The organism is Alteromonas sp. CI.11.F.A3 (assembly GCF_032925565.1).
In the GTDB taxonomy this organism is placed as follows: Bacteria; Pseudomonadota; Gammaproteobacteria; order Enterobacterales; family Alteromonadaceae; genus Alteromonas.
This window is the reverse complement of record NZ_CP136708.1, coordinates 1997361-2019430: the sequence shown is the minus strand read 5'-3', so window position 1 is coordinate 2019430 and position 22070 is coordinate 1997361. Positions and strand designations below refer to the sequence as shown.

The following is a 22070-nucleotide window of genomic DNA, read 5'->3' as shown; positions in this document are numbered from 1 at the left end:
CAACTTTCGTTAATTTAGTAGCTGCTTGATCCAATTAACAGATAAATTCAGCACTTCTTCTTTTTTGCTTTTATTAGGTTCATATACGTTGAAGATATGATCGGCGCCACCTATGTAATAGGCATCTTCACGCACCGCATTACTCGCATCAAAAATAACCTTTTCATGAGCGGGTAAATAGTCGTTCGAGCCTCTTATCGCTAATAGTTCCCCTTCAAATTCACCTAAGTTTCGAATGGGATTGTAGCCCAACATGCCCAACAAATGCTTTCTGGTGAGCGTTAAATCAACCCAGCTTTTTAATGTGCTTTGCCCTTGTTCTAAAGCCTGTCGAACTTCTTTAAAGTTTTGACTATTCGTCACTATTTCATTCGGGTTTAGCGCTGTAGACCATAACACCATGCCATCAAAGGTTTTAGGGTGCGTACTAACCAACTCCATAGCCGTCGCGCCCCCTAAACTAAACCCTACAACCACCAATGGCGTGTTAGGATACTGCGCTTGCAAGTAATCTAGCCCGGCCTGCGCATCTTCTACCCGGCTTTTAAAGGTACTCGATAGCGTATAATTACTTGCTTCACGTTCCGCTTCCCCTCGAACATCAAACCTGACAGAAGCAATACAATGCGCGCTTAACTGGTGCGATAAATCTTTATATAAGTCGCCCACTTCATCTTTTTGCCCTGCCCAACCGTGTATTAGCAGTACCGCGCCTTTTATTTCAAGGTTGGTATCATTGTTAGCGGTGCAGCTAGACTTTTCCAGTACCCCTTTGGCTCCCGAGCTCAAGTTTATGTTTTGGCTTAAGTTTACACTCTGGCTTGAGGCTGCAGAATGGCTTAGGCTTTGATTATGTTCAGCTACATCTAATTTGGCATCAGCCACTGTGCTTAATAGTAATGCGCTTGATAACACTGATGTTGCTAGCACCGAACTTACTGGCATTGAACGTAATAGCGTTGTAGTGAACCGCCTTGTAGTGAACGGCCTTGTACTAAATAGCCCTTTAATAAATGCCCCTCTAATAAATAGAGTAGCCCCAAGGCTCAAATTTTTATTACGCTTACTTCTTACACAATATGATTTAACGCTTGAATGGCGAGCCATTGTCATCCCTATTACTGCTATTTATTCTTCGGCTTAGCGCGAGTGCTAAGTGTTTGGATTTATGTCTAGCGCTAGCTCTGTTGCCCAGTTCTGCTGCCCAGCTTTATTGACTAGCCTTGTAGATTAATCTTATTGAGTAGCCTCAAAGCCGGTTAGTACAAATTTTTGTACTCGTCGGCCTGTACTGACTTCTGAGGTGTACAGGTTACCCTCGCTATCAGCTACCACACTATGAAGCCAAGTAAACTGCCCCGGATAGCGACCAGGTCGACCAAAACTACCTAGCACTTGATAGTTTTCATGTAATAAAATCCAAATGCGACCATTCATCATATCGGCCACGTACATGTATTTATTGTCGGGCGAAAACGCGATATCAGAGGCTGTGCCTAAGCCGCCGGTTTCGCCCGCCACTATTACGTCTTGCATAAAATTAACCGTGCCGCTTTCATCAGCTTTAAATACTTGAATCCGATTATTTCGTCTATCGCACACATATATTCTGCCGTCACTTGCTTGAGTAACACAATGTACGATATCACCAAAGTTTTGTGCTTGTGTGCTGGTAGCACTGGCATTCGCCGTGGCTTGAGAAACATCGAACGCACCTTCACGGGTGCCGCCGCCAGGTGCTGTACCGTACGCGCCCCATAATTGGTCAAACTCGTTGGCCTCTGTGTTAAACGCCGTCACCCGTTTATTTATATACCCGTCAGCAATAAAAACTTTATTAGTGTGGGTGTTATGAAAAATATCGGCAGGGTTACCTAGCGTTGATTTACTTAAGTTTCCGTCTGTTTTACCGCGAGTACCAAACTGGCGAATAAATTCCCCTTTTTCCGTGAAGTTAAGCACCACATGGTCACCGTCACCATTTCCGCCCAACCACACCGTATTTTCATCATCCACGTATAATCCATGGACCGTTGCTGGCCACTGGTTTTCACCGTTTATTGAAGGTGATATTTCAGGCCCGCCCCACGCATTCAGTAAGTCGCCTTGTGGTGAAAATTGTAAAACGTGAGGGGCAGCTTCACAGCAAAGCCCCATATTGTTGGTAAGCCCGACATCAAGCTTACTTAGTGAATTCGGTCGGTGTAGTAACCACAGGTTATCGTTTTTATCTACCGACAACCCTGGCACCTGACCAATAATCAATGTTTTCGGCATTTTAGGCCAGCTTGCATCCACCTTGAATTGAGGAACCGGATGGCTAACATCTGCTTCAGAATAGCGTTCAACGTTAACCAAGCTGGGGGATAGCAGCTCTTGACCATTCGCCGAGGCTTGGTTTCTAACGCTGGCTTGGCGCTCGACATTAGCGGCACTCACCGTGAAAGAAACCACTACGCTGCCAATGCAAAAGCCAGCTATCTGCATAAAAGATTTAGCGGATGGTAAAGAGATACAAAGCATTGCGTTAACCCTTAAATGTATTGAACGAGCAATATTGAATTTGGTGTAATTGATGAACTTTGTCTTACTAACGTTTTAGCACAAGCGTTTTGGTACAAACTATTTTATACAAGTCGTTTACTATAAGCGGCTTGGTAACAACCGTTTAAATCATAAGCTAGCTGATGAATAAACACACTAACAAGTACGGCCATGTTCGTTGAAGTGTCGTTAATTTCCGGCCAAAGATAGCAATTTTTTAGCGGCATCCCACTGCGCTGGTGTGTTCACGTTGGTTAACCGCGCGTTATTTTCCGGCGAGACTTCAATTGCATCAAAATTTGTACACATGGTATTGACTGAACGTTGCGCCACTTGCCCTTTAACAACACCTTCAAGGTACTGTCGAACCTCTGTCGTTAACGGCAAAAACAAGGGTAGATAGTGATGGGAAAAATAAGCAGGCCGTTTTGCGCTGGTGCCTTTGGCGATAAGCTGCTCTAAATCATCTTTTCGCAACAGGGGCAAATCGACTGGCGTGATAATCAGTGCATCCGCGTTGCTTTGTTTAGCAACAGAATATATTCCGCCCAAAGGCCCAATATTGGCCACTACATCATTCACCACTTTGTAGTTATCAGCATATTTATTAGACTGATAACTAACAGTAGTCGCTTCATTTCGGCTAATTAATAAACGCTCAATAGGCAATGAAGAAACTAAGTCCGCAGTGTAAGTAAGCATATCGCGCTCATCACGTTTCAAAAGCGCCTTATCTTCCCCCATTCGGCTTGAAAGCCCACCTGCTAGTACTACACCATCAATGGCCATATCGCCCCCTTTCCCTATACTACTTTTAACACAACTCCAACCAACCTTATCACGCTATTAGCATGCGGATAATCATAAATTTCAGTCAATTAACATTAGCCTAGGCTCAATGTAGTTGGCGATTTACGGTAATTGAATGAGGCTATCTATTGCGCATAGTACGATTGCTTAAGTGCAATAGAAGCGCTTAATGGCTAGAAACATTTTCAACCGGTACTACTTTTGATTGGCTATGGCTTCAAAACGCGCATCTATTTGGCCGCGCTCGCCAGACTGTTCAATGAGTGCTAATGCAGCGTTAAATTCATCGATGTGCGCCTGCGCATTTTCAAGCTCTTTAGAAACAATATAGTAAAGCGGAATAGTGGCTACAGGAATATCGATAATGCTGACACTGTCAAATACTTCAAGGAGTTTTGAATTATGATCTCTTTTCAAGTAACCATTAGTAAAGCCTATATCGCCCCACCCTTTTGATACTTGAACAATACAGCCTCTTGCATCAACCGCTCGTTGAACAGAAAGCTTATAAGCGTTGATAAACTCTGACTGTTCGCTGCTTAAGCTATAGCCATATGGCAAACAAAGGCGAGCCCCTGTCACATCAGCTAATGTATTAACTTTCATTTCTTTCGAGGTGTAAATACGTACGGGAATTGAATTAATGCGTTTAGAGTAAATAAACGACTTGGCTCGTTCGTCGGTATGAACATAGGGAAATGTTCCTTGATACTTGCCTTCAAGTGCCCATTTATAACCACGTTGCCAGGGTAAAATGTCGATATAAATGGGGGTATTCATGTGCTTGAAAACAGCTTTTACCAATGAAACAGACCAGCCACCATCTTGCGCATCTTTATCAACATAAGGGAAGTAACTTGAACCCGTAGTTAATAGGGTATCGCTATCAAGCGGTGGCGGCTTTGGGTGTTGCTCGGCCACACTAAAGTAAGACGAAAGCCCCAAACACAGCAAGATAAGCTTTATTAAAACGCACTTTTTCATGTACTACATCCAGCCGTTTTGGTTATTTCATCGCTATTTAGTGTTAAACAACGATTACCTATACTTTAAATTACTATAAAGAAAAAATACCGAGATAAAACTAAAAACCGCGCAATGCTGCACACAGCAGACCTGTATTTAAGTCTACCGCAGCATTACGTAATAATGATGACAAGAAGCAAGTAACTAAGACTTACCTGTTGCTTTCTCTCCCCAAATCTCCTCTAGGCGCTGATCGCGGCCACAATTCCAGCGATAAAGCTTGTAACGCACCGGGCTTTTTTTATAGAAATCTTGATGACCTATTTCGTCGCCTTTAATAGGATAAAATGTCGATGAATCCAAAATTGGGGTAACCACGGTTTGATTTGGAAATTGTGCTTTCACCGCATTTTTAGTGTCTTGTGCAATAGCACGTTCTTCATTGTTAGCGACAAATACGGCACTTAAATAACTGGGGCCTTTATCACAAAATTGCCCCCTTGCATCAAATGGGTCAATATTCACCCAGTAATGGTCGAGTATTTCTCGATACGACACTTTGCTTTCATCGTAAGTTATCTTCACAGCTTCATAATGCCCCTTATGGTTACCATTATAAGTAGGATTAGGCACTGCTCCTCCGGTAAAACCCGAGACCACATCGGTTACGCCCTCTAATTTTTCAAAATCAGATTCCATGCACCAAAAACATCCACCAGCCAGAACAGTCTCGTCAGCAGTGGCAATTGGGGCAGCGATAAACGTGCTTAACAATAATGCGGGCAAAATAGATTTCATTATTAACCTTAAAATTAACTATCGAAGATAAAAACATACAGCTCACTAATAAAGAACGGATTAAGTCCTAAAAACTTTCATTTTCAGAGTCATTATAATTGCGAGTAAAATTTTCATTTAGCCCTGTAACCTACGCATGTTGTAACGACATTACACTACCAATACTAGGTGCGTTAACTCATATTACTTCAACGCTATCGCCCGCATGGCCTTGGTTTGCAGAAAATCGGTGACATCGGCAGAGCACTTGCATCGTTAAGTTTTTAAAATTCAAACCATATAACCGGTTTGGTCAAAACGTAAGGAAATAGCAAATGAGCATAGTTAAATCAGGCAGTGCAGCATACAAACCTTTAGGTAAGCAAGGCAAAGGCAGTATTTCTACCGAGACAGGCGCATTATCTAATCAACCCTACGGATTTAATACACGCTTTGAAGATGGCAAAGGCACCAACCCCGAAGAACTAATAGGGGCGGCGCACGCAAGTTGCTTCACCATGGCCTTATCTTTTGCACTATCAGGCGCAGGCTATGATGACGGAGAGCTAAACACTACCGCTAAAATCAGTTTAGATAAGACAGACGATGGTTATGAAATAAGTCAGTCAGCGTTAAGCCTTGAAGCGATCGTTGAGGGAATTACCGAAGACGAATTCGCTAAAATTGCTCAGGAAGCAAAAGACAACTGCCCCGTTTCACAGCTTTTAGATACGAAAATCACCCTTGAGTACACGTTGAAGTAGTAATCTTTATCATTACGCAATGAGGCAGTTGCGATAGGGCTCAGCGCTTAGCTCTTGATCTAGGCTACTGTATCAATATAGCGGATAAATCAGCAGGCTGATCGAATGCCTGCTGATGCTTTTATTCATGGCTATTTTGTTTACCACTTCTTTGTCTGCCAAACTTTTACCCGTGCATCTACTCAGCCACTGCCGCCAGCGCCTGTAAATCTTGGGTCAAACTAGTTTCTGCACGTTCTACCACTCGTCCTATTTCTTCACCATTACGCATTAATATGAAAGTAGGCGTATATTTAAGCGCATGCTTTTCTGCCATACCCTCAGGATCGCTCTTTTTCCTGTCAACCGCGAATAACGTAAATTGAGGCGCATCTAATCCGCTAGCATCTAGCGTTTTCAATAGTCGGGGTACTTCCCTTTCACTGTCATGGCACCATGCGCCAAATAGTATGAGTAGCGTATCGTCCTCTAAAGCAGATACAGCTTTAATCTCTGCGTCGCTAGGTTGGTACGACTTATATTCGTCCATAAAAGCTGGATACTGTGCAAGCAATGCTTCACCGCTAATTTCCCCTACAACATCTGGAATGTTATCTGCAGCCAACACATTTGCTGAGGCTAATATTACTAATGCAGTTAATACCGGTTTCAACGCTGGCTTTAACGCATTAGATACGAACTTAAATGTAAACACCTTATTTCTCCTTAAACGTCTATAGCCGTATTCAATAGTGCATTGAAGTAAAACGCAAGTTCACTATTCTCTACTTAACCCTTTTCAGGTTTGTCGGCTTACGCTGAGTAACTTAAACACAAAAAAAAGCGGCATTTCTGCCGCTTTGGTTATTCATTTTTGCTAAGTACTAATATTGAAGGTCAAAACTAATATTGACCTTCAATACTGTTTATTTACCAATCACGCCGCAAGCCACTCGCTCGCCGCCACCGCCAAGTTTGGCTGGGGAATCTGAATAGTTATCGCCACCTGCATGAATCATAATGGCGCGCCCTTCAATATCTTCAAGCTCCAATTCAGGTGCGAATACAGGTTGAGTGGCATTGCCACTTTCATCAACATATAAGGTTGGTAAATCACCTTCATGACCTTCTTCAGACCAAGGTACACTGTGACTACCCGTATTTTCAGGGTCGAAGTGCCCGCCCGCAGCACCGCCTAAAACCTTTTTACCATCTTTCATTGCTGCTGAGCAGTCGCCATTTTCATGTACATGGAAGCCGTGAATACCTGGGGTTAGCCCTGATAGTTTTGGTGTAAACACCACACCGTCGTCATCGTAGCTACTTACCATCACGCTTCCGATAGCTTCGCCTGTTTTCAGATTATTCATCATAATCTTTTTCCCTTCATCCTCATGATGACCGGCGAAACTACTTGCGCTTAAGGCTAGTGATACTGCTCCTACCATGGCGGTTAATGTAAGCTTTTTCATAGCGTTCTCCTTCTCTGCTTAAAATTCGTATTGATGAAGCCAGTGCAATTATTAAACGAGCTTGCATTACGACTTACCCTTAAAAGGAGCATAATTTGCACCACAAGTGGTTAACGCGCTGTAACCCCATGAAAAATAGACATTAAGAAGAATTTAGTGATATAGACATTCTTGACGCTTTTGAATAGATGTAACGATTTAACTCGCAATGTGTAATGTTTACGCAAACAAGCACTTATAAAATAAAGCCTACATTAATTCGGCTACGGCCTGTTTCTCGTTGCAACGCGAATGGCAACGCTTTATTCTCAAAGTACGAAAGTGATTTAGTGCATCAGTATGCATTGGGTTAATAGTAACGATTAACGTGGTACGCTACTTTGTTAACTAAATTTTTAAAACTGTGTTGCACTTTATCAGTGTTGCCATTGTTTTTTTGTGTCCCCGCTTCAGCTACCTCTAGCTGGCACACGCTTCATCAGCCCACGTTTTACACGCCTTTAGCCGAGACTTCACTAATTGACGGCCCAATCCTATCTGTATTGGAAACTAACGATGGGTTTATATGGATTGTTGATTCCAAAGGATTATGGCGATGGGATTCCCAGTCTTTAAAAGCGGTGTCATTTGAAAACAAGCAAAGCGATACGCCTTCGCCGCAAATTCAAGCCACCTTTGTTACCAAAAGCGGTGAAGTATGGGTAGGTACTCAACAAGGCCTTTACCGTTTAAATCAAGAAAAACTACAACTCAATGCATATGAGGAAAGTTTACTTTCGGATGTATCGATACTTAACCTCAACGTCACTTCTATTGCCAACAATAAGATTTTCACTTTTGCATCAGATAGAGCGTTGTTTATTTTCAATGATACAACGAAAAAACTATTGGGATTTGAACTACCTCATAGAGCGAGGATCCATGCACTTCATGTAGATAGCAAGCACCAATTATGGGTTGGGTCTGGACAAGGGCTGTTTCAGTTTCCGCTCGTTGATATCGCAAGTAGCGGCGTTGAGCATTCTCCGCTACTGGTAGAAGTGGGTAGTTATAAAAAACCTCGTATCAGTAGTATCCTTTCGACCGCTTCAGGCTCCCTTGTCGTAGGCACTGCCGACAAAGGTTTGTTTATTCAAAATGAAGATGCATCATTTCGCCAATTAGCAATGGGTACCACGACATTGCCTTGGCTTTTTACTATGAGCGAAATAAAACCTGATTTACTGCTGCTTGGCACCTTTGGGCAAGGGTTGATAGAAGTGAATATTAATACTCATAAAACCCGCCAGTTTTTGCACAACCCACTTCAACCAGCCTCGCTTGCTGACGACAATATTTGGTCTACCTTTACCGATAGCAAAGGATTAGTGTGGATTGGCGCTGGGCACACGCTTAATATTTTCGATGCGAATAACCAATCGATAATTAATATATTCGGTGGTGCAAATATTGATAAAAGCTTGAGTTACCGAAAAGTACATTCGGTACAGTCCCATCATGGCGAACTGTTCGTAGGTTCCGGTAATGCCGGCATCGAAATCCTGTCACCGGTAAAAGGCAAAATAGAACAGCGTTGGGAAACATCAGAAAACCCCGTTGAAACCTTGCATGTGGCTAAAAATGGTGACGTATATGCGTCTAGCAACTTTGCATCAGTGAAAGTAGACTCTGCTACTAAGCAAGCCCTATTGTTAGCGGTATCAACACGCCATCCTTCAACATTTACCACTGCCTTTTTATCCACAGAGACGAGTTTGTGGCTAGGCGGTACAGACGGTTTATGGGTGCAGCACAATGCTACAGAAAAACACATTGAATTTGCTGACAGTATCGCAGAGCGGCGTATTGCGTCGTTAGCAATTGATAAAAATCGCTTATGGATTGGAACATGGCAAGGATTGGTCAAAGGTGACATTCAAATGGGTGAAACTATCGACTTGGCGACAAGTTACATTGCTCACCCCATTTTAAAACAGCAATATATATCTAGTTTATTCGTTGACGATAATGGTTACCTTTGGGTCGGTACAGGCTCTGCAGGTTTATTTGTTAAACCTACACACGCAGACTGGATTCAAATAGAGAGCACTAGTGGTTTGCCAGGCAATAACATTGCTGCAATCGCAGGAGAAAGTGAAGATCATATTTGGGTAAGTACTACCCAAGGCATTGCCGCAATAAACCGCCATAAATTTGCTGTTAGCTGGGCTGTCGTTGCACCAAGCGTGGTGAATGCGCCTTATGCACCTTCAGCAGCTACAATAACAAATGAGAACGACATTGTTTTTGGCGGCATTAACGGCTTAACCATTATTGACAGTAATAACGTTACGTTTGCGAAGCCGCCTCTGCCAGTCGTGCTTACGGATATTACTTTGGTTCACCATGACGATACAATCGAATCGCTGGGGCAAGCCGCGACTGATTTAACCCTTCCTCCACTGACAAAACGAATAACCTTCGAATTTACGGCACTTGATTATCTTACTCCTGAACACACTCACTATCGTTATCGTGTATTAGGGTTAGATGGAAACTGGATTCAGGCAAATGCTGAGCAACGTTTAGCAGTCATTACGATGCCGCAGCCTGGCGACTATACTTTGCAAATTGAGTATTCTTACGATGGAGTAACGTGGGAAAAAAATGCATTGCATCGAAAGTTACTTGTTATGCCAGCGTGGTATCAAACCGCACTAGCAAAATTTGTCGCTATCTTGTGTTTATGTGTCGCTGTGTACATAGGTCATTTACTGGGGGTAAAACATCACAGACACCGTCAAGCATTTCTAGAAAAGCTCGTGAATGCGAGAACTACTGAATTATCGATAGCTAATAAGCAACTCAGTGAACAGGCCGCAGCGCTTAAAGAGGCAAGTTTGACTGACCCACTAACGGGGTTACACAACAGGCGCTATCTAACACAACATATTGAGCGCGATATTGCCCTTGTGCAGCGTTATTACGCTAACTGCGATCAAACGTACACCGAGCCTAAAAACCACTATGACATACTGTTCTTCGTTATCGATTTAGACCACTTTAAAAAAATCAACGACACTTATGGTCATCAGGCTGGTGACAAGGTTTTAGTTGAAACCCAAAAACGCTTGAAGCGTATATTTCGTGAAACTGATTATCTTATTCGCTGGGGCGGTGAGGAGTTTTTAGTCGTCGTCCACAACACACCTAGAGAAGAAGCGTGTGTGTTGGCAGAGCGAGCGGTAGATATAGTGGGGTCGATTGAATTTCAACTTACAGAAGAAACAAGTAAACATGTCACCTGTTCAATTGGTTATGCGGCTTATCCACTTTCTCAGCAGCATTACGATATTTTTGATTGGCAAACTACAATAGGACTTGCAGATACCGCGCTTTATGGCGCGAAAAACAACTGTCGTAATACCTGGATGGGCTTAACGTCGATTCCACCAAGCACTAACCGTAAGGCGCTAGAAAAAGTTGCCAAGGTTCCTTCATCTATTTTTACATACGCCCAAGTTCAACAACCTAATAGCGCTAAGTTATAAAGAACATCAAGCGAGTTTACTGAACGTAAAATGGTAATAGCCAACGAAATAACCCCCGCTCGTTGGGCTTTCCAACTGCGGGGGCTTTTATTAAGAACACATGTCTATGTTACGACTAGCTGTTTCTTTCTCGCTTGTCACCACGGTCGCCGCGTTCACCACGCTTGCCACGCTTTTCTTTCATCGACTCGAACTTTTCTAGCTGCTCGTCAGTTAGAATTTCACTCACTTTCACACGTACATCGGCGATTTTAAGAAAACGTGCTTTCGCTTTTTCAGCTTTTAGGTTTGCAAGCTCATTTAAGTCTTGCTCGTAATTAGCGTCTGACGGATCGAGCGCCTTAAATTGTGCTCTGAAAGAGTCTTCGCTGCCTTTCTCTGGGCGGTTTGCTTTGCGCTCCGCTTTAAGTTCGGCCTTCAACGCTTTTAGCGCATCTTGCTGCTCGTCAGTTAAATCTAGCACTTTCGTCATTTTGTGAATGGGAAAGAAGTCAGGACCCTTACGGTCATCAGAATGTTTACCACCTGCATAAGCTGTAGTGGCGATACATGCACTCAATAAAACACCGGCAATTAATTTTTTCATCTTAATATTCCTACTTGTTTTGGTCATGATGCTGCATGACATGGGGGAAACGTTTTGTTTCGTCTGTTTTGTTTCGTCTGTTTTGTTTCATCAACGGAGCTAAGTATGCATAAACGATTCGATAAGTAGGGTTAAGCTAGTGTAAAGTTCAGTAAAGTTGAAAAGTCCTCAAAATAAAACGGTTAATCTCTATTTTATGGAAAATGAAAAATACAAAATCTTACTGGTAGATGATGACGCAGAACTCTGCGCGCTACTGAGTGAATTCCTGCAAACCGACGGTTTTGCAGTTGAAACCTTAAATAGTGGCGATGCCGCCGTTGCCCGCTTATTACAAAGCGATGAATTCGATACGGTCGTGTTAGACATTATGATGCCCGGCATGTCGGGCCTTGATGTGCTGCGCAATGTACGCGCAAAAAAACAGACTCCTATTCTTATGCTAACCGGTCGTGGTGACGACATAGACAGAATTCTTGGCTTAGAAATGGGTGCCGATGATTACCTAGCGAAGCCTTGTAACCCGCGGGAACTCGGCGCGCGTATTCGCGCCATTATTCGCCGTACCCAAAATGGCAATACGCCAACCCAAGCGGTTGTGCATTCAGAACTTCACGGCATTGTGCTGGATAGTGGCGCTAGAACGGCGTTAGTAGACAACACCCATTTGCCCCTAACGGGCGCAGAGTTCAACGCATTAAGCTTGTTGATGGAACGCGTAGGGCAAACCATCACTAAACAAGAAATGACCGAAGAAGTGCTTAACCGGCCACTTGAAGCTTACGACCGCGCCATGGATGTGCACGTAAGCCGAATACGTCAAAAGCTAGCTGCGGTAGGTATAAACGATGTGATTAAATCGGTTCGTGGCGTGGGCTATCAAATGCTTACTCAGCCGTCAGAGCAATAAGGCATAAAATGAAGCGTTCAGAAATGTGGCATTCAATAAAGCATACGTTTGGGTTTAAACGATTGTTTTGGAGAATATTTCTTACTTTCTGGTTAGCTAGCCTAGTGGTGATGACTGCCACCGGCTATGTACTGGTCAGTAAGTACACGTCAGATGAATACAATCAGCGATATTTTAATGGGGTAATTAGCCAAGCAGAACGTATTGTGTGGCGATACGAACAAGACCTTGCAAACGGTAATGTTCCTAAAGGAAAGATAAAAGATTGGATAAATGATAATGTCAGGCATCGCAGCGATCTTATTGCGATGGAAATATCGGACAATACTGGTAGAACCATCTACCACTATCGAATGAGCAAGGTACCCAAAAGGGATCGTACGGTAAAATTAGTTTATGGTTTATCTACACTTCCCTACCGAGTAGAAACACGACTGCCAGAAGCGCCTCGTATTTACAAACAAGTACTTTACCGGTTTCAATCTTTGCAGTTCGTTTTTATCTTTATTGCCTCAGCCATTGTTAGTGCGCTATTGAGTTGGGGCATTGTACGTCCTATTAACTATCTAGGCGCGTTTAGTCGCCGGTATGCCAACCAACAAGAAGTTGCTACGCCGCCTAAAGCTATTATGGCTCGTGGTGATGAACTAGGCGACTTAGCTGCTGACATCAGTTTTATGGTTAATAAAACCCATCAAGCAGCTACTAATCAGCAACAACTGTTACATGATGTATCCCATGAACTTCGCGCGCCGCTGGCTCGCTTGCAAGCATCGGCAGCCATTATTGAGCAGCACACGCCTGATAGTCGCCATGTAAAACAAATTCATAATGATTGCGTTCGTATGGATGCGCTTATTCAACAAATATTGGACTATTCAAAGTTAGAAAAAGGGAACCCAACGCCTGAAATTTGTGACATTAATGCGCTGTGCGAAAGAATTGCCGATGACATGGCTGTACTTTATCCAGGTATCCCGCTAAGTCTTGAGTGCGCCCCGCATATAGCCATAACCGGTTTTGAAGAAGCCCTTCACCAAGCATTAGAAAATATTATCGGTAATGCCTGCAAGTACTCTTCTAAAGGCAAACTTGTTGAAGTATCGACCACAAAACAACACAACGCTATCGTGATAACTGTTCGCGACCATGGGCCTGGCGTTGATAGTGACGAAATCGAAAAGTTGCTTCAACCTTTCTACCGTGCTGGTAATCAAATGCATACTTCAGGATTCGGACTAGGCCTAAGCATTGCGAAAAAAGCCATTGAAAAACACAGTGGTAAATTACTCATGACTAGCCCTGCTGATGGCGGTTTAAGTGTGCAGATAGTACTGCCAATAAATCAGTAACCCTCTGCGAATTAACCGCCAACCATTCTAGATAAATCGTCGATACCAGCCTGAAATTAGGCATATAACCTGCTTAGTTAAAATGATTAAGTAACTTGCTCTTCGTGTTTGCCAATGCGAATAGCCTGCGTTGGATGCGTGGAATACAAGCACGATAACACTGAGTAAATAATACGTTTCAATTAAACAGCGTGTTTTATTACGGGTAGGATGATGATGAACAAAACAAGGATTGCGTTAATTGGCGGCGGCCCCAGCGCCCTTTCTATTCTTAAAAAAGCGCTAAGCTTGTTTAGCAAGCAGTTTGCGGATGGCGAGTGCTTTGATATCGAGAACTCTGATGGCAGGGCATCTCCTCACTTATCCTTCGATATCTTTGAGCGCAACACCGCGCTAGGTAAAGGCATGCCCTACAGTAAAGATGGGGCGTCGTGGGAACATATTACCAATATTTCATCCGATGAACTGGCACCGTTTGACGAAACCTTACTTGAATGGTTGCGCCAGCAAAGCCCTGAGTACCTCGCGAAATATCACATTTGTAAAGCGGATCTTCATGAGAAACACGTGGTACCACGGCTGCTGTTTGGTGAATATTTACAGGCACAGTTTTTTGCACTAATTGGCAAATGCCGTGCAGCAGGAATACTGGTTAACGTGCACCTACAGTGCAACGTTTTGGACATTAAACCCAGCACTGAGGATGAGAACAGCCCTGAGCTTCAAAACGGCGATAGCCATGCAGGCATCAACATTTTGACTAACAGTGGATGGGTGACAGGGTTTGATAACGTGGTGGTGTGCACTGGCCACATTTGGCCGAAAATCCATGAAGGTAAAGTAAAAGGGTATTTTGACTCTCCCTACCCGCCCACCAAGTTACAGCGAAAATACAACCATACCATAGCGCTTAAAGGCAGCTCCCTTACTGCTATTGATGCAATTCGAACGCTAAGCGAGGCTAATGGCGAGTTTTATCAAACTGATAACCAACTAAAATATCGTTTACTTGACGACGTTCCAAATTTTAAAATAATCATGCACTCTTTAGAGGGCTTACTACCGAATATCCGCTTTCACTTAGACGATCCGTTGGTATCTGATGAGGGCATGCTAAGTGAGCAAGAGATTGCTCAGCATAGGGCCGATAATGATGGATTCTTAAGTTTAGATTTTATTTTTGAGCACAATTTCAAAAGGGCTTTGAAACAACTGGACGCGGATTTTTATCAAAAAATAGCGAACAAAAATATAGAAGCGTTTTGCCAATGGATGCTTGAGTCGCGTAAAGCGTATGCGCCCTTCACCTTGTTTAAAATTGAGTATCTGCAAGCTGAACAGTCGATTAAACAGAAACACACATTGCAATGGAAAGAAGCCATCGCGCTGCTGAGCTTCACCATAAACCACCCAGCTAAATACTTTAGTGCAGAAGATACCCTACGATTACGCAACCATCTTTTACCGCTTATTGGCCTTATGATTGCGAACATTCCCCAATCATCAGCGGCACAATTGCTTGCCCTACACGATAGCGGCGTCCTCGATATTATTGCGGTAGATAGCAGCAGCCACCTTGAAATTGAAGGCGACTGCGATTTTCATTTTTTTTATAAGGGCAGCGATAACAAGCCGGTTGTTAACTCATATAAAACCTTTGTCGATTGCACGGGACAGAAGTCGCTGCCAATAGATGCATTTCCCTTTAAATCTATGTTTGAAGATACCGAGCCATTAGTGGCTAAGGTACGGTTTAAAGATAAACACCAAGGTAAACACCATTTAAAAGAAAACCCCAAAAGTGTATGCATAGGTTCTGACGATGAATACTATTTAGAAACAGGTGGTTTTGCTATTAACGATGACTTTCAACCCATTCTAGCCAACGGTAGTCTGAATGAGCGCTACTTTGTTATGGCGGTACCGTATATTAGTGGCTTTAACCCAGACTATTCAGGTTTCGATTTTTGCGACCAAGTGGCCGAGTTAATAGTAAACAAGCTCAAGTGAGTCAATAAAACTGTGCACCACCCATGCTAGAGTGCCGTATCATTTGGGTATGAAAAATCTATTTTTAAGTGATTACCGTATTGGTGATAGACGCACTATTAGAACGTGTTTTAAAAGGATATAAAAATGAAAAAGATAATAGCCGTGTTAGTCGCGGTAGCTGGGCTAGGCGCATGTACCGACAATGAGGTGGGAGATGTGTCGTTGGGTGTATTCACCACAAAAGATATTAAATTAGATGCCATGCAAGACCCTATCGTGACTGGCGTAACTTGCCACATCTCTAGCATTGAAGCGAATTTAGATGTGTCTGATCCTTCCGATAGCTCTATAGCCTGTCGTCAAACCGGTGAGATTACCGCACAAATGCTACGAGATATCGACAAGTCAGATTCAGGCGACATTATTTTTAGAAAATCGAAAAGTATTTTCTTTAAGAACATGAAAGTGAGACGCATATTCGACGCTAAGTCACAAACCCTGATGTATCTTTCGTATTCTACAAAAGAAACATCAGGAAGTTATAAACACAGCCTATCGACAGTGCCTTTGTGGGGAACTGCGGCTTACGGTGTGATTACCTCCGATGACTAACTTTCGAAAGTTAACTTCTAAATATTAACTCCCGAAAATTAACCGCCGAAGATTAGCTAGGGCTTAGTTTAGTTTTAATCTAGGATTCAAACCCATGGTACGTGACGAACTCTTCATTGTCGGCACGTACCGACCTTACGTCGTTAGCAGCAAAGTTTTCATCGGGGTACCCTAACGCAATACAAATCATAATAGCTTCAGAGTCAGGAATTTGTGCATGCTTGTGTACAACGTCTGACTGCATAATACCTTGGCCGTTAATCACGCAACCAAGACCTAAATCCCATGCCGCTAATACAATGCCATACGCCAAAGAACCTAACCCAAATTGCGTGATGCCCGCTGGCTCTAAGGCTTTATCGTAGGTTAATACTAGCGATACTGGCGCATCGAATTGACGAAACCCACGCATCATCCAATCCATGCGTTTTTCTTTATCTTCTCTGGCTATGCCCATTACATCAAATAACTGCATGGCAACATCACGCTGGCGCTGTTTATGTACGCCGTCATAATCTTCCTTGTACGGAAAGTCTCTTACGTAAGGTGTTCCCGCTAACGTTCTTTCTGTATTACCTTCGCGAATTTTATCAAGCACATCACCCGATACCGCATGAATTTTCCACGTTTGGGTGTTGTAAGATGAAGGGGCCCATTTTGCTGCATTAATAATGGCATCTACGGTTTCTTTAGTGACAGCTTGTTTAGTAAAACCACGCACGCTTTTACGTGATGCAGCAAATTCAGCAAAGTTCATACTTACTTCCTATCTTAGTCATTACTCTCAATTGTTAAAATAGAGTAAACACAGCCAGATAGGTATGCAATAAGCGCTAACCAGATAATGGATTGTTTGTTTTTATAGATATGTATTCGGGGGTAACGTATGGGGGGGGTGCTAATGACTTTAACAACCCCCCCAGCGTAGTTTTACAGGTACGGATTAACCATCAGAAGTAATAGTGTTTATTATCTCATCTAGCACCGCTTCCGCTTTACTGGTTTCTACTTGGCACGTGCCCGCGTTTAAATGACCGCCACCGCCGTATTTAAGACATAGCTCGCCTACGTTGGTGTTCGAACTACGATTGGTAATTGATTTACCAATAGCGAAAACCACATTTTGCTTTTTGAGGCCCCACATTTTATGAATAGAGATATTACAGTCGGAATACATGGCATAAATCACAAAACGATTTGTAGCGTAAATGGTTTCTTCTTCTGTTAAATCAAGCACCACAAGATTCTTATGAACGGTTGCACATTTAGCTAATTGCACCTTCGCTAGCTCATTATGCTCATGGTATAAAGCAACACGCTCGGCAACATCTTCCATTTCCAGAATTTCTTCAATGTCTTTGTCTTTACACGCATCAATTAACTTCATCATTAACTGATAATTTGAAATTTTGAAATCTCGGAAACGGCCAAGACCCGTTCTGGCATCCATGATGAAGTTCAGTAATACCCAATCGGTTGGCTCCAGTATTTCTTCTTCAGAGAATTGCGCGGCATCACCTTTATCTACGGCATCCATCATATCAACGGAGATATTAGGAAATTTTTCTGCACCGCCATAATAGTCGTATACCACACGCGCAGCAGAAGGTGCTTCAGGATCGATTACATGATTTTTAATATCACTCGCATTTCGAACTGTTTCACTAAGATGGTGATCGAACGCAATATGACAACCCGCCACATAAGGAAGGTTTGTGGTTATATCATTTTCGGTAATATCTATTTTGCCATCCTGCATATCTTTAGGATGCACAAATAAAATATCGTCTATAAGATCTAAGTCTTTCAACAGTACGGCACAAACTAATCCATCAAAATCGCTTCGAGTAACTAGTCTAAATTTATTGTCAGGCATGTGGTTTCCATCTCTCCATTAGGCTGCTGCTTTTAGTGTAACAGCTAAAATCAAGTTTAGCGTAATACCACAACAGTACAATTCTCCCTTTGTAGAAGCGCTTTAACTTAAACTTAAAATGCATTAGCATTACATAACGAATTGGCGTTAATCATTGATAAGTGGAGTTAATCAATAAGGCACGCTCCCTGGATCAGCAGACAGGGCATAACTGAGCTGGCATCTTTAATATCATTATTTTATGGAGCCAAGTTATGTCTGAATTTTCGCCCTTAGCGACACCTGAAGTTAAGTCCTCATCGAAATCTAAAACACTTTGGATTAAAAACCCGCAAGCCGTTTTTACGGGTAACGATCTCGATGCCGCGGGCGGCGTTGTTGTACAGGGTAGCAAAATTATTGAGCTTGTGGGTGCGGGTCAAACCCCTGTAACGCCTATCGATGCAACAGAAGATGCATCTCAGTTGGTTATGCTTCCAGGGCTTATTAATACCCACCATCACTTTTACCAAACCCTTACCCGCGCATGGGCGCCTGTGGTTAATCAGCCGCTATTTCCATGGCTTAAAACCTTATATCCAGTATGGGCAAAGCTTACCCCTAATGCATTGTCGCTAGCCTGCGATGTGGCGTTAGCTGAACTGTTACTGTCTGGTTGTACTACCACGACCGATCATCACTACCTGTTCCCTACCGGTATGGAAGATGCCATAGATGTGCAAGTAGACTCTGTAAAACGTATGGGTATGCGCGCCCTACTTACCCGAGGCTCAATGAGCTTGGGTGAAGATGAAGGAGGGCTTCCTCCACGCCACACAGTGCAAAGTGGTGATGCAATACTAAAAGACAGCCAACGGCTTATAGATACCTACCACGAACGTGGTGACGGCGCGTGGATGCAAATAGCCTTGGCGCCTTGTTCCCCTTTCTCGGTGACTCGAGAAATTATGGCTGACAGCGCGCAATTGGCAAAAGACGAAGATGTGCGGTTACATACCCATTTAGCGGAAACGTTAGATGAAGAAGACTTCTGTTTGAAGATGTTTGGTATGCGCACCGTCGATTATTTAGAAAGTGTGGGCTGGCTAAGCGATAGAACCTGGCTGGCACATGGTATTCACTTTAACGAAGATGAAATTCGCCGCTTGGGCGCAGCGGGCACAGGCATTACTCACTGCCCCGTTTCAAACATGCGCTTAGCCTCCGGCATGTGCCCTACCCTTGAGCTCATTGAAGCTGGTTCGCCTATTGGCTTAGGTGTAGATGGTTCTGCCTCTAACGATGCATCGAACATGATGTATGAAGCGCGCCAAGCACTTTACTTACAGCGCTTAAAATATGGTGCAGCGAAAATTACCCCAGAGTTAATTTTAGGCTGGGCTACCAAGGGTTCTGCGTCGTTAATTGGCCGAAGTGACATTGGCGAAATTGCCGTAGGGAAACAAGCCGACCTTGCTTTTTTCAAGCTGGATGAACTGCGTTTTAGTGGCAGCCATGACCCTATTTCTGCACTGCTATTATGTGGTGCAGATAAAGCCGAGCAAGTGATGATTGGCGGAAAGTGGCGAGTTAAAGAAGGGCAAATAATAGGGTTAGACACCCAAACACTTATGGCGCGCCACCGAGCAGTGGCCGCGCAATTAGTTAGCTAATCTAGTCCCCTGAAATAAGTGACCTAGCACCTCATTAATCAAAAGCCGCTTGGCTAAGTATGTCTTTATACTTAGCCAGATAGGCTTCTACATCTACCTCTGAACACACCGATTGAGCAGGATAATCGGCCCACTCATCGATAGGAAAACGCTTTGCTACGGTTTTTTGCATAGTATGACCTATAGCAGGACCTTCTGTGATAACACGAATTGGGCCACTTACCGTTGCAAATAACTGGGGCGCTATTACCTGCATGATCGCTGATGAATCATGAACGTATATGCCATCGACTTGATCTGTCTGCTGATGAAAGTTCGCATAAAAGCGGGTAATGTCATAAATGAATGGCCCATATTTAGGCGAGCACTCGGCAAGGTTTGCCAAGTAATCGTTACTCATTATCACCTTTTTGGTTACATCTAGCCCCACTACGGTTACCGGCCAGTCAGCGGTAAGTACTTCGTCGGCGGCATGAGGGTCGCCTATAATATTTGCCTCGGCAAAGGGGGTAACGTTACCTGTATTACCATGGTAACCAAATGCTCCGCCCATGATCACCACTCGCTTCACTAACTTAACAATTTCAGGGCACTTTCGAAGTGCCAGCGCTAAGTTAGTCATGCGGCCAACAGCCACTAGTGTAATTTCACCTGGGCTGGCTTTCACCTTCTCAATAATATAATCGTGAGCGGCAAGCGACACTTCACTTGGTAAGTTGGATTCATCTATTTCAACGTTACCCAAGCCATTATCACCATGGACAAAATCAGCGGGTTCATCTACCGGTATCACCAGAGGTTCTTTAGCACCACGAGCTACGTCAGCACTAAGATTAAAGCGTTTTTTAAGGTATAAAGCATTACGTGTGGCGGTGTCGATATTCGCATTCCCGAAGCCGGTGGTAATGGCCACCAAATCAATATCAGCGCTTGCCTGTGCAAACAAAATCGCCATGGCATCGTCAATACCGGGGTCGGTATCAAAAATAATCTTTTCCATTTTTAAATCCTTACGCGTGGGCTCGCAGCTCACGTTGTTCCAACAATAAACAAAAGCCGAACACAAGCGCCACTAAGGTATAGCCTACCCAAGTCATAATAATCGCGCTTTGTACGCCAAATAACTGCACCACCCAACCAGATAACATGGGCGCAATAGTGCTGCCTACGTTGCCACTGAATAATAAAAAAGTGACTAGCACGGCGGGTGCTGACGCAAGCTGCTGTGAACCGACAGATATCGCAATTTTATATATACAGGTAGTGATAAATCCAAATAGATAACTGGTAAATAGAAACCATTTTGCAGAGGGAGCCAGCATAAACGAGAAGGTGATTATGCTAGCTAGCACGGTAACCGACATCAATAAAAAACGCTGCGGAATTTTATTTACAAAGATAGCTGCGATAACTAAACCAAAAATCGACATGCCCCAATAATTCCCGACGGCCTGCGCCGACACTTTTTCGCTTACTCCGAATGCATGTTGTAAGTAATTAGGTGACCACGTAAGAAAAGTAGTTTGCGCAACTAAATAAGCACAAACGCCCACGGCGATTGAACACACCCTAGGGGTTAATACGCTTTTAAATTGTAAGAATGCAGAGGCAGCATTGGTATCGTCAGCCTCTGTGGTAGGAAAGCGAACAAAAAATAGTGTGGCCCATAGTATCAAAGCCAGCGCACCTACCGCCCCATAGCTATAAACCCAATCAAATTGCGCGGCGATAATCACAGCCGCTAAGGAAGGAAAGAGATACCCTGCTGCACTGAATGCGCAGTCGGTGGCTAAAAATGCTGACGCTCTTTTTGCTTCATGATAAATTTTGGATAGAATGACCGCCCCACCCGCAAGGCCGCAACCACAACCTACACCAAGCCCCCAAAGCAATACGGCAAGGGGCCAATACGAAGTAGGCGCTACTACAACCAATACCAGCATGATCAACAAAAATAGCGTGTAGTTTGCAATAAGCACTTGTTTCAGCGAGTGGCGAGCATACAAGAAAAGTGAGGCGAATGTTCCACATAAAGCCCCGCCAGTTAGCCATGAAAACACGCCAACGGTGGCGGCGGGTGTGGCATTTAACGAAGACGACACAGCATTCAAAATAATGCCAATTTGGGTGAGTAAACCCGACATTATCATGTAGCTAATGAACGCTATTGCGGTAAGAAAAATTCGATTCAATTCTGTCACCTAGGTGCTAGTAATACTCTTTTATACCTAGTTAAAACCGAAACAAC

General features: G+C 43.5%; 19 protein-coding genes. 7 read left to right on the top strand and 12 right to left on the bottom strand.

Annotated features, from left to right (window positions below; genetic code table 11):
- Positions 1 to 9: 9 nt before the first annotated feature.
- From R1T43_RS08675 to msrA, 5 genes are all read right to left on the bottom strand, one after another.
- Complete coding sequence (locus R1T43_RS08675) at positions 10 to 945, bottom strand: alpha/beta hydrolase (protein WP_317355026.1); 936 nt, start codon at positions 943 to 945, stop codon at positions 10 to 12.
- A 291-nt stretch (positions 946 to 1236) separates the two neighbouring features.
- The gene (locus R1T43_RS08670; RefSeq protein ID WP_317355023.1) at positions 1237 to 2523 is read right to left on the bottom strand and encodes a beta-propeller fold lactonase family protein; all 1287 of its coding nucleotides are present in this window, start codon (positions 2521 to 2523) and stop codon (positions 1237 to 1239) included.
- 210 nt (positions 2524 to 2733) lie between these two features.
- The gene (locus R1T43_RS08665) at positions 2734 to 3333 is read right to left on the bottom strand and encodes a molybdenum cofactor guanylyltransferase (protein ID WP_317355020.1); all 600 of its coding nucleotides are present in this window, start codon (positions 3331 to 3333) and stop codon (positions 2734 to 2736) included.
- Positions 3334 to 3549: 216 nt separating this feature from the next.
- On the bottom strand, positions 3550 to 4338 hold the full coding sequence (locus R1T43_RS08660) for a substrate-binding periplasmic protein (RefSeq protein ID WP_317355017.1): 789 nt from the start codon (positions 4336 to 4338) through the stop codon (positions 3550 to 3552).
- A 186-nt stretch (positions 4339 to 4524) separates the two neighbouring features.
- The gene (msrA, locus tag R1T43_RS08655; protein ID WP_317355015.1) at positions 4525 to 5118 is read right to left on the bottom strand and encodes a peptide-methionine (S)-S-oxide reductase MsrA; all 594 of its coding nucleotides are present in this window, start codon (positions 5116 to 5118) and stop codon (positions 4525 to 4527) included.
- Between the two features lie 314 nt (positions 5119 to 5432).
- Here msrA and R1T43_RS08650 point away from each other — a divergent pair, with 314 nt between their 5' ends.
- Positions 5433 to 5861 carry an OsmC family protein gene (locus R1T43_RS08650; RefSeq protein WP_317355014.1) on the top strand — a complete coding sequence of 143 codons (429 nt, stop codon included), beginning with the start codon at positions 5433 to 5435 and terminating at the stop codon, positions 5859 to 5861.
- A gap of 178 nt (positions 5862 to 6039) precedes the next feature.
- On the opposite strand, the gene R1T43_RS08645 is transcribed toward R1T43_RS08650, so the two are convergent.
- Positions 6040 to 6555, bottom strand: coding sequence for a thioredoxin family protein (locus R1T43_RS08645; RefSeq protein ID WP_317355012.1), 516 nt, complete (start codon positions 6553 to 6555; stop codon positions 6040 to 6042).
- A gap of 211 nt (positions 6556 to 6766) precedes the next feature.
- Positions 6767 to 7312, bottom strand: coding sequence for a superoxide dismutase family protein (gene sodC, locus R1T43_RS08640; protein WP_211071366.1), 546 nt, complete (start codon positions 7310 to 7312; stop codon positions 6767 to 6769).
- 419 nt (positions 7313 to 7731) lie between these two features.
- On the opposite strand from sodC, the gene R1T43_RS08635 reads away from it, so the two are divergent.
- Positions 7732 to 10842, top strand: coding sequence for a diguanylate cyclase domain-containing protein (locus R1T43_RS08635; protein WP_317355007.1), 3111 nt, complete (start codon positions 7732 to 7734; stop codon positions 10840 to 10842).
- A 115-nt stretch (positions 10843 to 10957) separates the two neighbouring features.
- Here the strand turns inward: R1T43_RS08635 and R1T43_RS08630 are convergent, their stop codons facing one another.
- The gene (locus R1T43_RS08630) at positions 10958 to 11428 is read right to left on the bottom strand and encodes a Spy/CpxP family protein refolding chaperone (protein WP_317355004.1); all 471 of its coding nucleotides are present in this window, start codon (positions 11426 to 11428) and stop codon (positions 10958 to 10960) included.
- A gap of 196 nt (positions 11429 to 11624) precedes the next feature.
- Here R1T43_RS08630 and R1T43_RS08625 point away from each other — a divergent pair, with 196 nt between their 5' ends.
- The 4 genes from R1T43_RS08625 (at position 11625) to R1T43_RS08610 (ending at position 16294) form a co-directional block, all read left to right on the top strand.
- Positions 11625 to 12338 (top strand): response regulator transcription factor, encoded by a 714-nt coding sequence (locus tag R1T43_RS08625; RefSeq protein ID WP_317355001.1) that lies wholly within the window; start codon positions 11625 to 11627, stop codon positions 12336 to 12338.
- Positions 12339 to 12346: 8 nt separating this feature from the next.
- Complete coding sequence (locus R1T43_RS08620; protein WP_317354998.1) at positions 12347 to 13690, top strand: HAMP domain-containing sensor histidine kinase; 1344 nt, start codon at positions 12347 to 12349, stop codon at positions 13688 to 13690.
- Positions 13691 to 13906: 216 nt separating this feature from the next.
- On the top strand, positions 13907 to 15700 hold the full coding sequence (locus R1T43_RS08615) for an FAD/NAD(P)-binding protein (protein WP_317354996.1): 1794 nt from the start codon (positions 13907 to 13909) through the stop codon (positions 15698 to 15700).
- A 126-nt stretch (positions 15701 to 15826) separates the two neighbouring features.
- A complete protein-coding gene (locus R1T43_RS08610; protein ID WP_317354993.1) occupies positions 15827 to 16294 on the top strand; it encodes a CreA family protein in 468 nt (155 codons plus the stop codon).
- 79 nt (positions 16295 to 16373) lie between these two features.
- Here R1T43_RS08610 and R1T43_RS08605 read toward each other — a convergent pair whose 3' ends face one another.
- Both R1T43_RS08605 and R1T43_RS08600 read right to left on the bottom strand, forming a co-directional pair.
- Entirely contained in the window at positions 16374 to 17051 is a 678-nt protein-coding gene (locus R1T43_RS08605) for a nitroreductase (RefSeq protein WP_211071372.1), read from the bottom strand.
- Between the two features lie 186 nt (positions 17052 to 17237).
- Positions 17238 to 18170 (bottom strand): exopolyphosphatase, encoded by a 933-nt coding sequence (locus R1T43_RS08600; RefSeq protein WP_317354988.1) that lies wholly within the window; start codon positions 18168 to 18170, stop codon positions 17238 to 17240.
- A 254-nt stretch (positions 18171 to 18424) separates the two neighbouring features.
- On the opposite strand from R1T43_RS08600, the gene R1T43_RS08595 reads away from it, so the two are divergent.
- Positions 18425 to 19822 (top strand): 8-oxoguanine deaminase, encoded by a 1398-nt coding sequence (locus tag R1T43_RS08595; protein ID WP_317354985.1) that lies wholly within the window; start codon positions 18425 to 18427, stop codon positions 19820 to 19822.
- 34 nt (positions 19823 to 19856) lie between these two features.
- On the opposite strand, the gene R1T43_RS08590 is transcribed toward R1T43_RS08595, so the two are convergent.
- Together R1T43_RS08590 and tsgA are read right to left on the bottom strand one after the other, a co-directional pair.
- A complete protein-coding gene (locus tag R1T43_RS08590; RefSeq protein ID WP_317354984.1) occupies positions 19857 to 20822 on the bottom strand; it encodes a nucleoside hydrolase in 966 nt (321 codons plus the stop codon).
- Positions 20823 to 20832: 10 nt separating this feature from the next.
- Positions 20833 to 22014, bottom strand: a complete 1182-nt coding sequence (tsgA, locus tag R1T43_RS08585; protein ID WP_317354982.1) for an MFS transporter TsgA — start codon at positions 22012 to 22014, stop codon at positions 20833 to 20835.
- Positions 22015 to 22070: the final 56 nt, after the last annotated feature.

What these genes read in the sequence shown, in the direction of transcription:
- R1T43_RS08590 (WP_317354984.1), bottom strand. Translation starts at nt 20,822, where the DNA reads ATGGAAAAGATTATTTTTGATACCGACCCCGGTATTGACGATGCCATG.
- R1T43_RS08670 (WP_317355023.1), bottom strand. Translation starts at nt 2,523, where the DNA reads ATGCTTTGTATCTCTTTACCATCCGCTAAATCTTTTATGCAGATAGCT.
- R1T43_RS08595 (WP_317354985.1), top strand. Translation starts at nt 18,425, where the DNA reads ATGTCTGAATTTTCGCCCTTAGCGACACCTGAAGTTAAGTCCTCATCG.
- R1T43_RS08660 (WP_317355017.1), bottom strand. Translation starts at nt 4,338, where the DNA reads ATGAAAAAGTGCGTTTTAATAAAGCTTATCTTGCTGTGTTTGGGGCTT.
- R1T43_RS08630 (WP_317355004.1), bottom strand. Translation starts at nt 11,428, where the DNA reads ATGAAAAAATTAATTGCCGGTGTTTTATTGAGTGCATGTATCGCCACT.
- R1T43_RS08600 (WP_317354988.1), bottom strand. Translation starts at nt 18,170, where the DNA reads ATGCCTGACAATAAATTTAGACTAGTTACTCGAAGCGATTTTGATGGA.
- R1T43_RS08620 (WP_317354998.1), top strand. Translation starts at nt 12,347, where the DNA reads ATGAAGCGTTCAGAAATGTGGCATTCAATAAAGCATACGTTTGGGTTT.
- R1T43_RS08665 (WP_317355020.1), bottom strand. Translation starts at nt 3,333, where the DNA reads ATGGCCATTGATGGTGTAGTACTAGCAGGTGGGCTTTCAAGCCGAATG.
- R1T43_RS08605 (WP_211071372.1), bottom strand. Translation starts at nt 17,051, where the DNA reads ATGAACTTTGCTGAATTTGCTGCATCACGTAAAAGCGTGCGTGGTTTT.
- R1T43_RS08610 (WP_317354993.1), top strand. Translation starts at nt 15,827, where the DNA reads ATGAAAAAGATAATAGCCGTGTTAGTCGCGGTAGCTGGGCTAGGCGCA.
- R1T43_RS08625 (WP_317355001.1), top strand. Translation starts at nt 11,625, where the DNA reads ATGGAAAATGAAAAATACAAAATCTTACTGGTAGATGATGACGCAGAA.
- R1T43_RS08675 (WP_317355026.1), bottom strand. Translation starts at nt 945, where the DNA reads ATGCCAGTAAGTTCGGTGCTAGCAACATCAGTGTTATCAAGCGCATTA.
- R1T43_RS08615 (WP_317354996.1), top strand. Translation starts at nt 13,907, where the DNA reads ATGAACAAAACAAGGATTGCGTTAATTGGCGGCGGCCCCAGCGCCCTT.
- R1T43_RS08650 (WP_317355014.1), top strand. Translation starts at nt 5,433, where the DNA reads ATGAGCATAGTTAAATCAGGCAGTGCAGCATACAAACCTTTAGGTAAG.
- msrA (WP_317355015.1), bottom strand. Translation starts at nt 5,118, where the DNA reads ATGAAATCTATTTTGCCCGCATTATTGTTAAGCACGTTTATCGCTGCC.
- sodC (WP_211071366.1), bottom strand. Translation starts at nt 7,312, where the DNA reads ATGAAAAAGCTTACATTAACCGCCATGGTAGGAGCAGTATCACTAGCC.